This is a genomic window from Desulfitibacter sp. BRH_c19, from assembly GCA_001515945.1.
Classification (GTDB): Bacteria; Bacillota; DSM-16504; order Desulfitibacterales; family Desulfitibacteraceae; genus Desulfitibacter.
The window spans coordinates 84,702-101,332 of the sequence record LOER01000004.1 but is presented as its reverse complement, the minus strand read 5'-3'; the positions used below and the strand labels follow the sequence as shown (position 1 = coordinate 101,332).

At 36.7% G+C, this 16,631-nt stretch carries 16 protein-coding genes; 2 read left to right on the top strand and 14 right to left on the bottom strand.

Going from position 1 to position 16,631, the window contains the following annotated elements:
- Nucleotides 1–109 precede the first annotated feature (109 nt).
- The 10 genes from APF76_09140 to APF76_09095 all read right to left on the bottom strand — a co-directional run bounded on the left by APF76_09140 (nucleotide 110) and on the right by APF76_09095 (nucleotide 11,714).
- Nucleotides 110–1,633: a 2-isopropylmalate synthase gene (locus tag APF76_09140; GenBank protein ID KUO53395.1), complete on the bottom strand. Its 1,524-nt coding sequence runs from the start codon at nucleotides 1,631–1,633 to the stop codon at nucleotides 110–112.
- Between the two features lie 30 nt (nucleotides 1,634–1,663).
- Nucleotides 1,664–3,325: a hypothetical protein gene (locus APF76_09135; GenBank protein KUO53394.1), complete on the bottom strand. Its 1,662-nt coding sequence runs from the start codon at nucleotides 3,323–3,325 to the stop codon at nucleotides 1,664–1,666.
- Between the two features lie 26 nt (nucleotides 3,326–3,351).
- Nucleotides 3,352–3,849, bottom strand: coding sequence for an acetolactate synthase small subunit (locus APF76_09130; protein KUO53393.1), 498 nt, complete (start codon nucleotides 3,847–3,849; stop codon nucleotides 3,352–3,354).
- A 7-nt stretch (nucleotides 3,850–3,856) separates the two neighbouring features.
- Entirely contained in the window at nucleotides 3,857–5,485 is a 1,629-nt protein-coding gene (locus tag APF76_09125; protein ID KUO53446.1) for an acetolactate synthase catalytic subunit, read from the bottom strand.
- A 249-nt stretch (nucleotides 5,486–5,734) separates the two neighbouring features.
- Complete coding sequence (locus APF76_09120) at nucleotides 5,735–7,393, bottom strand: dihydroxy-acid dehydratase (GenBank protein KUO53392.1); 1,659 nt, start codon at nucleotides 7,391–7,393, stop codon at nucleotides 5,735–5,737.
- A 2-nt stretch (nucleotides 7,394–7,395) separates the two neighbouring features.
- Entirely contained in the window at nucleotides 7,396–8,283 is an 888-nt protein-coding gene (locus APF76_09115; protein KUO53391.1) for a branched-chain amino acid aminotransferase, read from the bottom strand.
- 752 nt (nucleotides 8,284–9,035) lie between these two features.
- Complete coding sequence (locus APF76_09110; protein KUO53390.1) at nucleotides 9,036–9,665, bottom strand: hypothetical protein; 630 nt, start codon at nucleotides 9,663–9,665, stop codon at nucleotides 9,036–9,038.
- Between the two features lie 75 nt (nucleotides 9,666–9,740).
- Complete coding sequence (locus APF76_09105) at nucleotides 9,741–10,346, bottom strand: hypothetical protein (protein ID KUO53389.1); 606 nt, start codon at nucleotides 10,344–10,346, stop codon at nucleotides 9,741–9,743.
- A complete protein-coding gene (locus APF76_09100; GenBank protein KUO53388.1) occupies nucleotides 10,340–10,555 on the bottom strand; it encodes an FmdB family transcriptional regulator in 216 nt (71 codons plus the stop codon). Before APF76_09100 ends, APF76_09105 begins: the two co-directional genes overlap by 7 nt.
- Nucleotides 10,556–10,580: 25 nt before the next feature.
- On the bottom strand, nucleotides 10,581–11,714 hold the full coding sequence (locus APF76_09095; GenBank protein ID KUO53387.1) for a hypothetical protein: 1,134 nt from the start codon (nucleotides 11,712–11,714) through the stop codon (nucleotides 10,581–10,583).
- Between the two features lie 348 nt (nucleotides 11,715–12,062).
- Between APF76_09095 and APF76_09090 the strand changes: the two genes are divergently transcribed.
- Nucleotides 12,063–12,449 carry a chromosome condensation protein CrcB gene (locus APF76_09090; protein ID KUO53386.1) on the top strand — a complete coding sequence of 129 codons (387 nt, stop codon included), beginning with the start codon at nucleotides 12,063–12,065 and terminating at the stop codon, nucleotides 12,447–12,449.
- Between the two features lie 50 nt (nucleotides 12,450–12,499).
- Nucleotides 12,500–12,925, top strand: coding sequence for a chromosome condensation protein CrcB (locus tag APF76_09085; GenBank protein KUO53385.1), 426 nt, complete (start codon nucleotides 12,500–12,502; stop codon nucleotides 12,923–12,925).
- Nucleotides 12,926–13,056: 131 nt separating this feature from the next.
- Here APF76_09085 and APF76_09080 read toward each other — a convergent pair whose 3' ends face one another.
- From APF76_09080 to APF76_09065, 4 genes are all read right to left on the bottom strand, one after another.
- Entirely contained in the window at nucleotides 13,057–13,278 is a 222-nt protein-coding gene (locus APF76_09080) for a hypothetical protein (GenBank protein ID KUO53384.1), read from the bottom strand.
- A 120-nt stretch (nucleotides 13,279–13,398) separates the two neighbouring features.
- Nucleotides 13,399–13,986, bottom strand: coding sequence for a hypothetical protein (locus APF76_09075; protein KUO53383.1), 588 nt, complete (start codon nucleotides 13,984–13,986; stop codon nucleotides 13,399–13,401).
- Complete coding sequence (locus tag APF76_09070) at nucleotides 13,983–15,365, bottom strand: hypothetical protein (GenBank protein ID KUO53382.1); 1,383 nt, start codon at nucleotides 15,363–15,365, stop codon at nucleotides 13,983–13,985. Before APF76_09070 ends, APF76_09075 begins: the two co-directional genes overlap by 4 nt.
- A 14-nt stretch (nucleotides 15,366–15,379) precedes the next feature.
- Nucleotides 15,380–16,279 (bottom strand): hypothetical protein, encoded by a 900-nt coding sequence (locus APF76_09065; protein ID KUO53381.1) that lies wholly within the window; start codon nucleotides 16,277–16,279, stop codon nucleotides 15,380–15,382.
- Nucleotides 16,280–16,631 lie beyond the last annotated feature (352 nt).

Here is a 16,631-nt window from a genome sequence, read left to right as displayed (position 1 = left end):
ACACCCCTTTTTAGGCCATCCTCTGTTGTTGGGGAATGTCCCCAACTTGGTGTACGGGGGACACACCCCTTTTTAGGCCATCCTCTGTTGTTTGAAAATGTCCCCAATTCTATTTCCCCAATTGTTCGTAGCAAATTTTATTAATTGCATTTAGATAAGCTCTAGCACTTGCCTCAATAATATCGGTACTGTGGCCTCTACCAGTATAGACATTACTTTCATATTTGACCTTGACTGTAACTTCACCAATGGCATCTTTACCACCTGTAATTGCATTTAGGGCATAATATTTTAAATTCACCTTAACCCCAGTAATCTTTTCAATTACTTTAAATACTGCATCTACTGGTCCATCACCACATGCTGCTTCCTCGTGAAGTTGCTCATGGTCATCAATAATTCCTAATGTGGCTGTTGGAATAGTTCTATTGCCACTAGATATATGCAAATGCTCGAGCTGATACTTTTGAGGAATAACTTTAATTTCATCCTCAATAATTGCTTCAAGATCATTATCAGTAATTTCTTTTTTCTTATCAGCCAATTCTTTGAATCTAGTAAAGGCTTTATCAAGTTCTTCTTTGGTTAAATAAAAACCAAGCTCTTCAAGTCGTGTCTGAAAAGCGTGTCTTCCTGAATGCTTTCCAAGAACTATATTATTTTGAACTATACCTATCATTTCAGGATTCATAATTTCATAAGTGGTTCTTTCTTTTAGTACCCCATCCTGGTGAATTCCAGATTCATGAGCAAAAGCGTTCTTACCCACAATTGCTTTATTATGCTGAACTGGCATACCAGTAAGGTTTGAGACTAATTTACTTGTTCTATAGAGTTCTTGAAATTTGAGATCTGTATAGAATTTGTAAAAGTCCTGTCTTGTATATAGCGCCATTACAATTTCCTCTAAGGCACTATTGCCCGCTCTTTCCCCTATACCGTTGACAGCCACCTCAACCTGCTGAGCACCATTTATAATTGCTTCTAGCGAATTAGCTACTGCAAGACCAAGGTCATTGTGACAATGCACAGAGAGAATAGCTTTATTCATATTGGATACGTTTTCTTTGATGTTTTTGATAAATAATCCAAATTCCTGGGGTGTTGCATAACCTACTGTATCTGGAATATTCACTACAGTTGCCCCTGCCTCAATGGCGGTTTCTACAACTTTAATCATAAAATCAATATCTGTCCTAAAGCCATCTTCTGGAGAAAATTCAACATCATTAGTATATTTTTTAGCATATGCTACTCCAAAAGCAATCTTTTCTAAAACCTCATCCTTAGATATTCTCAATTTATACTTTAAATGAATATCTGATGTAGCTATGAATGTATGAATACGAGGTCTCTTGGCATACTGTAGAGCTTCCCATGCTCTATCAATATCTTTTGTAGCTACCCTTGCTAGACCTGCTACAATTGGTCCTTCTATCTGCTGAGCAACAGCTCGAACTGCTTCAAAATCCCCTTGAGAGGCTATTGGAAAACCTGCTTCAATAACATCCACATTTAATTTTGCAAGCTGCCTAGCTATTTTCAGCTTTTCTTGGATATTTAAACTGACTCCGGGCGACTGTTCTCCATCTCGCAAGGTAGTATCAAAAATATAAACTTTATTTGTATCCAAATAGACCACCTCCGGTCAAGGTACCTTCAATTAATATGTTTCCATTTCGTCCAAACCCTTTGTATTTAATACCATGGGATGGACTAAATTCTCTTTGGGTACCATACATTCAATAATCGTAAGCTTTTCATTGTTCAATGCTTCCTCTAGCATTGGTTTGACCTCTTCTTTTGTTGTAATCCTATAGCCAGCTGCTCCATAGCATTTTGCAAATTGCATAAAATCAGGATTGCAGCTGAAATCTATGGCACTATACCTTTTTTCACAATAGAAGTATTGAAGCTGACGTACAAGCCCAAGACAATTGTTATTAAATAAAAGTATTTTAATAGGCAGGTTTCTTTCCATAGCTGTTCCCATCTCTGCCATATGCATCTGGAAACTTCCATCTCCTGTTATAGCTATAACTCTCTTATCACGATTTCCATATTGAGCACCTATCGCTGCAGGAAAACCATAGCCCATAGTTCCTAGTCCACCTGATGCTACAAGTGTATTTGGCTTAATAAATTTATAATATAATGCAGTCCACATCTGATGCTGACCAACATCCGTAGATAAAATTGCATCAGGACCAGCAATATCACTTAATACACTTAACACATACTGAGGAGTGAGGACATCATCCGGAAACTTTAATGAATGATAATGTTTCCATTCACCTACTTGCTCAAGCCATGTAGGATTTGAATTCTCAGTAATTTTAGGTATTAGGTCATCTAGAATAAGCCGTACATCACCCACTATTGGTAAATTAGCCTGCACATTCTTACCTATTTCAGCTGGATCAATATCTATATGGATGATCTTAGCTTTGGGAGCAAATTTTTCAATTGCACCAGTTGCCCTATCATCAAATCTAACTCCTAGACCAATAATTAAATCGGAATTACTGACTGCATAATTGGCAACTGCTGTACCATGCATTCCCAGCATTCCTAAAAATACTTCATCATCTGCAGGAAAGGATCCAAGACCCATTAAAGTTACTGCAACAGGTGCCTGAATTCTTTTAGCCAAAATCTTAACTTGTTCAGATGCCTTAGCGTTGATAACCCCGCCACCTGATAAGATTACTGGTCTTGTGCTGTTATTAATTAATGATGCTGCATTTTTTATCTGTGAAGGATGCCCATAGTAAGTAGGCTTATATCCCCTTAATTCAATCTTATTATTCAAGGAGCATTTCACCATACTATCACTAACATTTTTCGGAATATCTATTAATACGGGACCTGGTCTTCCTGTAGTAGCTATATGAAATGCCTCTTTAATAGTTTTATAGAGATCTCTTATATCTTTCACTAAATAATTATGCTTTGTAATTGGCATTGTAATACCTGTTATATCAACCTCTTGAAAAGCATCAGTTCCAACCATCTGGGTAGATACCTGACCCGTAATAACTATCATAGGAATTGAGTCCATATATGCCGTAGCTATACCTGTCACAAGGTTAGTAGCCCCGGGCCCTGAGGTAGCCATACAGACGCCAACTTTTCCTGTAGTCCTGGCATAACCACTTGCTGCATGAACTGCTGCCTGTTCCTGCCTTACAAGGACATGCTCAATCGAGCTTTCCAACAAAGCATCATATAGGGGAAGAACTGCCCCTCCAGGATATCCAAAAACTACATTCACTTCCTGCTCTTCTAATACTTTCATTAAACATTGTGCCCCTGTAATCTCCATAATTAAAACACCTCCTAAGGTTAGGGCTATTTTTTCCCGTTTTTACCCTTGACACCTCTAACCATTGCTACTTTGCCAGTTCTGACTAACTCTCTTATTCCAAAGGGTTTTAAAGAGGTTTCAATTGCTTCTATTTTTCCTGAATCTCCTGTAGCCTCTATTATCAGAGATCCTCTTCCTATATCAACAATTCTTGCCCTAAAAATATCCACAATTTGCATTATTTCAGCCCTTACTGAGGCGTCTGCATTTACCTTGATAAGAATCAATTCTCTATCAACATTCTCTTCTTCAGTAATATCTGTCAGCTTTATTACGTCCACAAGTTTGTGTAGCTGTTTAGTTACCTGCTCTATTACTTTACCGTCGCCACCTACAACAATCGTCATTCTTGAAACAGTATGATCTTCCGTTTCTCCTACTGCTAGACTCTCAATATTGTATCCTCTTCGGGCAAATAACCCTGCAATTCTAGTTAGAACACCTGGTTTGTTTTCTACCAATACAGCTAAGGTATATTTCATATATTTGTTACCTCCCTAGCATTTCATTAATTGATCCACCAGCTGGCACCATGGGATAGACATTTTCCTCTTTTTCCACCACGAAATCAATGAGTACAGGTCCCTGATGTGCTTTAGCTTCCTGAAGTGCTGGTAGGACTTCTTCTGGTTTTGTAACCCTTATAGCCTTAACTCCAAATGCATCGGCTAATTTAACAAAGTCCGGCCCTTGGTTTATATCCGTATGAGAATATCTTTTTTCAAGGAATAGATCTTGCCATTGCCTAACCATTCCCAGGTATCCATTATTAATGATACAGATCTTTACAGGTAGATTATATATAGCAACTGTAGCAAGTTCCTGGCAGTTCATTTGAAATCCTCCATCGCCTACTATTGCTACAACTAAAGCTTCAGGATTTGCTACTTGGGCCCCCATAGCACCCGGAAATCCGTATCCCATTGTTCCCAAACCACCTGATGTAAAAAATCCCCTGCCTCTTCTGGTTTTTATATACTGGGCTGACCACATCTGATGCTGCCCTGTGTCAGCTACTACAAAGGAGTTATCTTCAAGAATTTCATTAACGGAGGAGATTACGTATTGAGGTTTTAAGGTTCCTTCCTCCTGAACAAACTTTAATGGATATTCTTCTTTCCAACCATTTATCCTTTTAATCCAATCTGGTCTTTTCTTACTGTCTAATTTATTAAAAAGCGTTTCCAGTATATCTTTTGTATCTCCTATAATTGCAACATCAACTACAACGTTTTTGTTAATCTCTGCCGGGTCAATTTCTATATGAACCTTTTTTGCATTAGGAGCAAAGGTTTTCACATTGCCTGTAACCCTATCATCAAACCTTACTCCTACTGCTAATAGTAAATCTGATTCAGTAATTGAATAGTTTGCATATACTGTACCGTGCATTCCTGGCATGCCGAGTGCTAAAAGATGAGTATCAGGAATAGCACCCTTTGCCATAAGTGTACAGGTTACGGGTATATCCAACTTTTCAGCAAATTCCACCAAGATTTTTTCTGCTCCGGAGGCTATAACGCCACCTCCTACATATAAAACCGGTCTTTTTGCTTCAGAAATTAGTTTTACTGTTTCTTCTATTTGCTTTGCTATACCATTTGGCTTTAATTTGTAGCCTGGTAAGTTATGCTTTGGAGGATAGAAAAATTCTGTAGTTTGTACAGTTATATCCTTTGGAATATCAACAATTACCGGCCCCGGTCTTCCCGTAGTAGCTATATGAAAGGCCTCATGGATGCAGCGTCCCAAATCCTTAATATCCTTTACCAAAAATCCATACTTAGTAATTGGCAAGGTTATTCCCGTAATATCCGCTTCCTGAAAGGAATCCTTTCCAATGTAAGGAGTTGCCACCTGTCCTGTAACAACTACCATTGGGATACTATCCATATAGGCCGTAGCTATTCCTGTTACCAGATTTGCTGCTCCTGGTCCCGAAGTAGCCAATACTACTCCCGGTCTTCCTGTGGAGCGAGCATATCCGTCAGCAGCATGGACCCCACCTTGTTCATGCCTAGGCAAAATATGCTTAATTGCTGTGCAACTGTATAAAGCATCATATATATGAAGTACTGTACCACCTGGATAACCAAAAATGGTATCAACACCTTCCATTTCTAATGCCCTTAACAAAATCTCAGCGCCCGATAAAACTTCACCTTTACCAAAGTTCTCTAAGCAATCCCCAACTTCATTCACCTCCGTATTTTTTAGAACACTCATTTTATCATTACCTCCTACGTATATGCTTGTTAGTTTAACCACTAATTGTCCATTGGTGCATGTGGGATGCAGAATACAGGAGCCAGTAGCCAGAATAAAGTCTCAATCTATAATAGGTTGTATTCTGAATTCTATAGTTTATTATTTAATAATCGCTCCTGAGCTTGCTGAGCTAACTAGTTTCTGGTATTTAGCCAAGTAACCTTTAGTGACTTTTGGTTCTGGCTTTTGCCAATTCTTTTTTCTTACCTCTAGTTCTTCTTCACTTAAAACAACATCTAAGCTTCTATTTGGAATATCAATTGATATGATATCTCCTTCTTCAATTAATCCGATTGGTCCGCCTTCAGCAGCCTCGGGAGATACGTGTCCTATAGATGCTCCCCTAGTTGCTCCTGAAAATCTTCCATCCGTGACGAGTGCAACTGTTTCACCTAATCCCATACCTGCAACTGCACTAGTTGGAGTCAGCATTTCCCTCATGCCTGGACCACCTTTTGGACCTTCATAACGTATTATTATTACATCACCTGAATTAATATTTCCACCAAAGATTGCTTCAACTGTTTCTTCTTCACTATTAAATACCCTGGCTGGTCCCTTATGAACAAGCATTTCCTTTGCAACTGCACCTTTCTTAACAACTGCTCCTTCAGGTGCCAAGCTTCCCCAAAGGATGGCAATGCCACCATCTTTGCTATATGGATTATCTACAGGCCTAATTATTGTGTCATCCAGGACTGTAACATTTTTAATATTTTCACCTAATGTTTTACCTGTAGTAGTCATAACATCTAAGTTTAGCAATCCCAGTTTATTCAACTCAGTCATTACAGCTTGGATTCCACCAGCGGCTCCAAGATCCTCCATAAAGTGATTACCTGCGGGAGCTAGTTTACATAGCTGGGGAGTTTTATTGCTGATTTCATCGAAAATGTTAAAGTCCAATGTTATCCCAGCTTCATGGGAAATAGCAGGCAAATGCAATGCAGTATTTGTTGAGCAACCTAGAGCCATATCTGCTACGAGAGCATTTGAAAAGCCTTCCTTGGTCATTATCTGAGATGGTCTAATATCCTTTTCTAGAAGCTCCATGATTTTTCTTCCAGCTTCTTTGGCAAGCCTGATTCTTGCTGCTTCAACAGCCAAAACAGTACCATTTCCAGGTAATGCCATTCCTAAGGCTTCAGTCAAGCAGTTCATTGAATTTGCAGTAAACATTCCTGAGCAGGAACCACATCCTGGACAAGCAACATCTTCGACCTCTGCAAGTTCTTCCTCAGTCATTTTATTTGCCTTAACTGATCCTACCATTTCAAACATATTTGTAAGGCTTACTTTCTTCCCTTTATATTTTCCAGCCATCATTGGACCACCACTTATAAATATGGATGGAATATCTAAGCGTGCAGCTGCCATAAGCATACCCGGTACTATCTTGTCACAGTTTGGTATGAAAACCAATGCATCAAATGGATGAGCCTTTGCCATAATTTCTATAGAGTCAGCAATTAATTCTCTACTTGCAAGAGAATATTTCATTCCTTCATGGTTCATGGCTATACCGTCGCAAACTCCTATTGCTGGAAATTCTAGGGGAACTCCTCCTGCGAGCTGTACCCCAGTTTTAACTGCGCTAGCAATTTGATCTAAATGCATATGTCCAGGTATTATCTCATTGTGACTATTTACAATACCTATTATAGGTTTTTCCAATTCCCAATCAGTTAACCCTAATGCCTTAAATAAAGACCTATGAGGTGCCTTTTCTAAACCTTGCTTCATTGCTTTGCTTCTCATTTTTATTCCCCCTCTGCAAAAATTCTGGGTCCGTCCACTTTAGTTAATTCTCTAAATCTCTTAATCAAGTTTAATGTCATTTGTCCAGGTTTTCCTGAGCCAATAGCTCTGCCGTCCATTCGTATCGTTGGAATTACTTCAGCTGCTGTCCCTGTTAGGAAGCATTCATCAGCATTATACATGTCATGTCTCGTAAACACCTCTTGTGCAACTTCAATACCGTCTTCTTTTGCAAGATCCATGACTGTATTTCTTGTTATTCCTTCGAGGATACCAACATGTACTGGGGGTGTTATTAATCTTCCATTTTTTACAATAAATATATTGTCACCAGTAGCTTCTGCTACAAATCCATCTTGATTCAGCATGACAGCCTCTGGTACTCCTGCTAAATTTGCCTCTATCCTTGCTAAAATATTATTGAGATAGTTTAGGGATTTAATTCTTGGATTTAATGCCTCTGCTACATTTCTTCTAGTTGCGACGGTAATAACCTCCAGACCTGTTTCGTATAGTGCTTCTGGGTATAATTGAATAGCTGCTGCCACTATAAACGTCAAGGTCTTTGGACACTTTCGAGGATCTAATCCAAGGTCTCCTTTTCCCCTTGTAACTACAAGGCGTATATATCCATCCCTCAAATTATTTTTCCTGCAAGTTTCTAAAACTGCCTCTTCCATTTCCTCTATTGTGAGTTCAATGTCAAGATTAAGTGTTTTTGCCGATTCGTATAATCGAATAAGGTGTTCTTTTAACTTAAATACTCTATTATGATACATTCTAATACCTTCAAATATCCCATCTCCATATAATAATCCATGGTCAAAAATTGATAGTTTAGCCTCTTCTTCTGGTACGAACTTTCCATCTAAGTAAATTTGCAATCCCACCTTAACTTCCTCCCTTTTTTTAATGTAATAATGTACGGGGACACACCTCTTCTCGAGCTAGGCTTTGTCCTTGAGGAATGTCCCCAATTTATTCTTCTAAATCTAATTTCATGTTCTTTAGAATTCCTGAAAAGAATAAAAAAACTCCTCGCCCCACTTACAGGGACGAGAAGACTACTCCCGCGGTACCACCCTAATTGCTGCATTATGCAGCCACTTATTCTTTGGACACCTGCCTTTTTAACGGTTGGCCCTCCGTCTTCGCCTACTAAGAATACTTTTCGACAAAGAACTAAAAAGTGACACTAAATACTGTATAGGTGCCGGCTTTCACCTTACCCGGTTCTCTGTTAACCCATTGACAAATAGTTAGCTTGTCTTTTGTCATCGCTTTCATTATTATTTTTTTGTATCCACAATTATTAAAAATAAGTATATCTAAAATTATAACACCCTGTCAATAGAAAAAAGCCTTGTGAAATAAATTATTTGTTTTAGAGATAGAATAAGTTTAAATCTCAAGTTAAATACTAATAATAGATAGCAGAAATTTTTCCTAAGATTATTTAAATCTGGAGGTGATAAATTGACAAGTCAAAAGGACTTCAATTTTGCAAATTTGAACCAACAGCAACTAAAGGAACTATTAAGTGCAGAAGACAATATTAACCAAGAAACTACTGATCCAGTATTTGTAATCGCTTTTAGAAAACCGGACTAACCTTCAGGAGGCAGGATGCAGGATAGATATCTTAATTCTTGCCTCTTGAATATACCAATTTAAGAGAGGTATTTATACCTAACATATATAAAGAAGCTGTATCTAGATAAGCTGACGAAATTTGGTCAAAGAGAATATTTGCCTTGGGTGGAAATTCATCGTCCCCTTCCCAAAAAACAAAGCCCAATGGAAGTTTCGGAAAGACAGGTATAATGAAACCAACACTCCCCATGGATGTTCTGATGGCTCCATGGTTCTTAGCAATTTCCCATGCCTCTTCAGGATTTTTGCCAAAGGTATCAATAAGCGGATTTACAGCTTCTTTTAGAAAAGGCACATAATGATGAGGCCCGCCTGGTAACTCGAGAAAAGTCAGCCAATGATTCCGCAAGGGCAACCCACTACTTTCTGCTAAATACAATAAAATTAAGTATCTATCACTTACATCAATAACTCTTTCTTTTCTTGATAACCAGTAAGCATAACCTGACGGATAGAGAACTTCAATGGGCATATTGCAATATTTTAGATAAAAACTTGATTTCTCCTTATCGAATCTAGCTCCACTTCCTATGATCATATCTTCAGGTTTTGCGTTCTTAAAAATTTCTAGTGCCCTTGTGATGGCCCCACGATAATTTCCTGGTAAATAATCATTCATGATTACCCCCTCCATTAATCTAAGGGGACACACCTCTTTTCGAGTCATGCTTCGTCCTCGAGGAATGTCCCCAAATTAATTATCTTCAAGTAGCTTTTCGTAGTCTTCTGGTGTATCTATATCTAATACTACACCTTTATCTTCAACTTGCAATTTTATAATGTTATCCTGATCTAAAAATAAATTCCTTGCTCCCTTATCTCCCTGTAGATTATTTAGTTTTGAAAATAGTCTTCTAGGTATAACTACTGGATTTCCCCTCTTACCATTATAATAGGGCGCTACGAGACAATTTGGGTTTTTTAAAAATTTGCCCATTAAATCCTTTATTGTATCTTCCTTTACTAGTGGTTGATCCCCTAAAACAAAAAAAGCCCCTAGCGTTTTATCCGAAATGGTATCTAAGGCTTTCTTCAAGGAAGTTGACTGCCCCTCCAAGTATTTAGGATTATATATTACTTTTACTGGGTATTCCATTAAAACCTTTTCCAATTCTTGAGACTGCCATCCGGACACAACTATTATTTCAAAAAAATCCTGTTTTATAATTTTTTCTAAGATATGCTTAATGAGTTCTTTTCCTTTGAATTGTAACAACAGCTTATTATTACTACCCATCCTTCTTGATTTGCCTGCAGCAAGGACTATACATGAAAGTTTGCTACCATCTAATCTTAGCATCCTTTACACCCTGAACAGGAGTTTTTAGAACAACTAGAAGACTGTGTGCTATTATCTCCACCACCAGTTTTTTTATATAAAAACCCTGTAAACAACTGCTGAGTATCTCCATCACACTTAGGGCATTTTACCTGATCCTTTTCTTTTAAAGATACAAATTTTGAAAATTTTTCTGAGCATTTTAAACATCTATAGTCATACGTGGGCATAAATGAACCTCCTTTTACCCAATAATTAACCTTCTTTATATTGCTTCATTTTTAAAGATAGTTTATCCACTTCACTAAAATCTAACACTTTAGTAATTGTTATATTCAATTGTGTTGATAGGTCCAGTTCATAAGGTTTACCTAATGGAACATTCTTTTCCTGGAAAAATATTCTTACTATTGGGCGATGTGTTAATCCTTTAATTGTTTTTATTACAACACCTACCTCACCAGTATTTATTTCTACAAGGCTCCCAATTGGATACATTGCTATCTTAGAAAGAAAGGCTTTCACAACTTCAAAGTCATAGTGAACATCCCCAGAACCAGCAATCATTTCATAAGCTTGATGAGGCATAAATGCCTTTCTATATATTCTATCTGCAGTTAATGCATCATAGACGTCAACTAAACCAACAATTTTACTATATAAGTGTATTTTATTGCCCTTTAGGCCGCTTGGGTAACCGCTGCCATCTATTCTTTCATGGTGTTGAAGAATAACAGAAGTAGCCAAGTTCCCTATTGTACTTTTTTCTCGAATCAGGTTATAGCCATCTTCAGAATGCATTTTTATTATATTAAACTCCTCATCTGTTAATGCTCCTGGTTTGTTAAGTATTTCTTTTGGAGTAAGTATTTTACCCAAATCATGTAGTATTGCACCAGTCCCTAATTGTACCAATGAACTATGAGGTAGTTTTAATGCATTACCCGTAAGCAACGCAAGGGTACAAACGTTAACAGAGTGTCCAAAGGTATAGTCATCAAAACTACGAATATCAGATAAGGACACTAAAATATCAGGTTTCTGAAGAAGGTTTTCAAGAAGTTTTTCAACAACACCAACTATTTTAGACTCATTTAAAATAAAGGATACTCTTCCACACTTCTGCTTATTCTCCACATTATTAAATATATTTTTTACTTTTTTAATAGCATCGTTTCTTGTTTCATCTGAAATAACATTTTCAATTTCTATATCTTTAATAAACCCGTCATCTATGTAGATGCTGGGTATATCCATAAGCTTTAAACGGTTAATTGCATTTTTTGTGAGAATCATTCCAGACCGTAGAAGCATAATACCTTCATTTGTATAAACAGAACTGCCTAACTTCATACCTTGGCGTAAATAATCAGCGGGCACTTTACGCATACAGAATTCCTCCAGTTTCCCTTAATGGAATACATTTTCCTTTTTCGACATAATCTTCTAAAATCCTTTTTTATATTAACGAATTGCCTGAGACAAACAATCTTAGATTACTGTCTTCCAGGTACAGGCAGGTAAAGTTCAGGCCATATTAGCAGAATTTTAGAAATTAAGAAGTATAAAGTAGGTCATTCAATGAAAAGACTTAAATTATATAAATAATTAACAAACTGTGATATATTAAAAAATAGAATTATCTTGAGGCTCACCACTAAACGCTGACAAAACAGCTAATAGCTCTAACGACCAGGTAAGGCATTTGGTCAAAAATTGAGATAGGAGGTTTTGCCATTGAACTTTGCATTGTACGGCTTCATCGCCTTGGGTGGTGCAATAGGGGCTTTAGGTAGATATTTACTTTCCAGCTGGGTCTATAACAAAGGTGATTTCATTTTCCCATGGGGCACCTTCGTAGTCAACGTATTAGGCTGCTTTTTTCTTGGAATGTTTTATGTATGGGGGGCAGAAAAGCTGATTATCAGTCCCAATATAAGGGCATTCCTAGCTGTGGGTCTCCTTGGAGCCTTTACAACATTCTCCACTTTTAGTTTGGAAACATTAAATATAATTAAAGAGGGTGAAATAAAAATTGCTCTTTTGAACATCATAAGCAGCTTAGTGGTATGCTTATTTGCAGTTTGGCTAGGCATGATGATTGCAGAACTAATGTCAAGATGAAGAGCTAAATTAAAGGTAGGAGTCTTTGTGCATTATGGGAGGGGTCGAATTTGAACTACGCATTATATGCCTTCATCGCCATGGGCGGTGCGCTAGGTGCTATAGCCAGACATGTCATTTCTACTTGGATTTATAATACAGGTGATTTTGTTTTCGCATGGGGGACTTTTGCTGTCAATGTCCTGGGATGTTTTTTTCTGGGACTGGTTTATGTATTGGGCACCGAGAAATTGGTTATCAGTCCGAACGTCAGGGCATTTTTGGCCGTTGGGTTTATGGGTGCTTTTACCACTTTTTCTACATTTAGTCTAGAAACTTTGAATATTATAAAAGCCGGGAACATAAAAATTGCCTTGTTGAATACTGTCGGAAGCATTGTTCTAGGATTGTTTGCAGTTTGGATTGGTACTGTATGTGCTGAGATCTTAATTAATATAAGGAGGAAGCAAAAAAATGGTGAAAATTTCAGGTTATAGATATTATTGAGAGCGTGGAATATATCGATAGCTATTAACAAATACACCCATAAAAAGTAATAGCTAGTAACAACTGTAGAAAGTAAAAATCCTACACAATGGAGTGTAGGATCATATCTAAACACATGTACTTATACTGAAACAACCTCTTTAACTTCTTTAACTTCTTCTTTTAATACTTTTTCAATTCCATTTTTTAAAGTCTGGTTGGCCATTGGGCATCCACCACATGCTCCCTTTAGTCTAACTTTTACAGTACCATCATCTTCAACACTAACTAATTCAACATCCCCACCATCTCTTTGAAGAAATGGGCGAACTTTATCTAAAGCTGCTATCACTTTTTCTTTCATATGTCTATCACTCCTTAGAAAAATTTACTAACATTATACCACACTATCTAATTTATATGTGAAGCAAATCCTAGAAATTATTAGTTCACAAGTCAATTATCTATCAACAGAAGCTTCCACTTAATTCTCATGATATTTCCTAAATGTTTTCAGATCTTCTGGGGTATTTATATTAAAAAAATTTTTAGTAGCTTTTTCTTCACTTAAAAGGTTACTCCATTTTGGATATAGTATCTTGGCATAAGGATAGAAAGCAATTATTTTATACTGTTCATCATTTAAACATTTTTCTATATAAGGAATACAATTTTTTGAGTAAACCGCAAAAAGAGGTTGAAGAAATTCTCCATTTTTTGGTACAACTCCATCGTAATCGGAAGTCATGTCACATAGATTCCGAGCAACTGTTCCATCAATGAAAGGCATATCACATGCAGTTACAAATGAGTACTTATTTCTGGCATGGGTGAGTCCTGAATGTATTCCACTTAAGGGCCCTTTATTTTTGACAATATCCGGATACTTTTCAAAGGGTAGAAATTCATATTGTTCAGGAGTATTTGTAATCACAATAATTTCGTCGAAGGAATCTTTTAATTGTTCAGCAATTTCTTCAATAAAAGTTTTATCTTTTATTGGGAGCAAAGCCTTATTAATTTTCATCCTGGAACTTTTGCCCCCAGCTAAAATAATTGCAGAAAACTTCATTTTTCAGATCCTCCAACAAGTATATGTTTACCATCAATTACTGTATTTCCTTCTATTTTTTCAAGAGCCTGGTCTAATGTCCAGAATAATTCAGTTACATTTCCTGGCCAAGAGTGATTTTTTAGTTTCGTCCACGCCTCATCAGTTACCTCTAGCATAGTGGATTTTTTTGTCCCTATCAATGTCTCTAATCTATAGTTCACCAGACATTCAAGATCTCCAATTCTCTCCTGCAGGGGTGGTATTAAAATATGATGCCCTGATAGCCTATAGTATAAATCCTGATCAAAGAGCCTTTCATTGACCATTTTTTCCATGTTTACTATGGAAGAAGCAAAAAACCTAAATTTTCTTTCTTTTGTTTTCCCGTATACATCAACAAATGTTTTTTGTTTAGAGGCTTTTAAAAGAGTTGATTGCTCCTTTTTCGTTAAGTAATTCACATTCTTTAGGTAGAGAGCACCTTTTTGGGACATTTCTAATGCCTTAATAAGTAATAGGTTATCGTTATTATGTTTTTCACAATCATATGTGATAAAAGGGCTGTTTGAATTCTGGAAATGAATTGCACGTGCTAAGGATTCCTTACCCGTTCCCTTAGCTCCTGTAATATAAAGATTCCCCTCACCTTCAGAAGCTCTTTTTGCTAGCTTAATTATATCCTTCCACTTTCTGTCTTCCCCTCTTAAATCAGAAAACGCAACTTTTTTTGTTACCCCAAAAACTGATTTTTCCAAGTCTGTCATTTTCTTATATTCCCATATTTCAAGCTGATCTTCTATACTAAGAGCACTTAAATAAACTATATTATTAAAGCTTGTTTGCTTATCTGCTATATTACCTATTAAAGCAATAATACCTTTTAAGTCACCTTCTTTTGTGATTATAGGAGCAGCTTCACCAAAAAGCCTATGCCACAGACTGTTATAGTGCTCAGCACCCCAAACAGAAACTTGATCTTTGTCTAATGCAGATAAACCTATGCAGTTAGTACCAGCTAGGTTCTCTGCTAGGGTTAAACCTGGTCTAAATCCTTTTAAAGCGTCAGAACCATCTCTAGTATGAAAAACATCAAGAATATTTCCTTCAGGATCTGATAGCAAAACAGCCAAGTCATGATTATATAAAGATTCTTTTAACCTTGTTACAGTAATTCCTGCAGCTTCTCGTAAATCTTTATAAGCTCTTTGAAGATCTTCTAATTTATCATTATTTAGATAATATAGGTTTTCTACACTTTGACAACGGCTTACCTGGTTATTCTTTGAACGAATCCATGACCGTAGTATTAAAGGAGAGATACCCCCAAACAATTCTCCATTATCAACAAACCTTTGCCATGCGCGTGAAATAATTTCGAAATCCCTATGCACATTCAAATTCTTCCCACTCCTTATTTAGACCAATATAAAACATTACTCTTCATAATGGGTTGTATTCTCTGCTTATCTAACAAAGAGGATAAATAAGCATTTATTGTAACAATTATTAACTGGTAGACAAAGTATGTATTACAGTCTGCATTAAAGTAATCTAAAGCGATTTTGGCTAACTCCTGTGATGTTTTTGGGCTACTAGCTATAGTGTTCTCAAGAAGTACATAAATCTCCTCTAAACGCCTTATATTAGCCTCTATGACCTGTCCAGTTTCTCCTCGGGTAGAATATATGCCCTGATGTGAATTAACATGAAAATTGCAATCAGGGTCATCTCGCAGCATAAACAAGGTCTCTATTGAAGCATCCACATCCATCAAAAATGGAACAGGATGCTTAGCTAGTGGACCTTCACTTAAATATGCATCTCCAACAAATAAGATACCATCTTTTTTTATGCCTATCATTCCTAAACTATGACCTGGCAAAGATATAATATCAAGTCCCCAGTAATCTATAAAATCCTTGTTGCACGAGATATCTTCTCCTGGGCTTTTAGGTCCCATATAAAATTTATTCTGCAGAATACGTGGAGGATTTGCCCCACAGAAAAGACTAAAAGGCTCCAGTTTAGGTGTTTTCAAAAAGTTTATTTCCCAAGCAGATGAATAAACAGGTACATTTGTGAGTTTCACCAGTCTTTGATTACCACCAAAATGATCGGCATGTCCATGGGTATTGATTATTGCTTGCAATTCAAAATTATGCTCTAAGATAAGATTGGATATTTTTTGTCCAGATGTTTTATCAAGACCAGTATCTATGATTATACATTCTTTACCTTGAATAATTAAACCCAAATTAATTGTTCTGCTCTCAATAACATATACCTTTTCTGTCATTTGTTTTAGTTGCATTTTTTGACCTCCGGCTTTACATGCTTAAAAAAAGGCTTCTGGTTAACCAAAGCCTTTCCTTTACTTATGTTCAATTTTATTATTTTAATTCCTTTTTCTTTAAAAATTTCTTTTTGGCTTTTTTGTAAACTCTTAACTCAATCGGTTGATACTACATGACATTATGTCTAAACCACAAGGAAACAATAACATTAGAAAGCGAGGTGATAAATTATATGCCTGAAAACTGCCCATTAACAAACTGTAAACATTTTGACAATGGAACCTGTGCAAACGAACAAATGAAAAACATTAAAAATAGTGTTTCCGGTTTAAAAGAAGGCGCTTCGGACTGTGTTGATTGTTTTGAAGC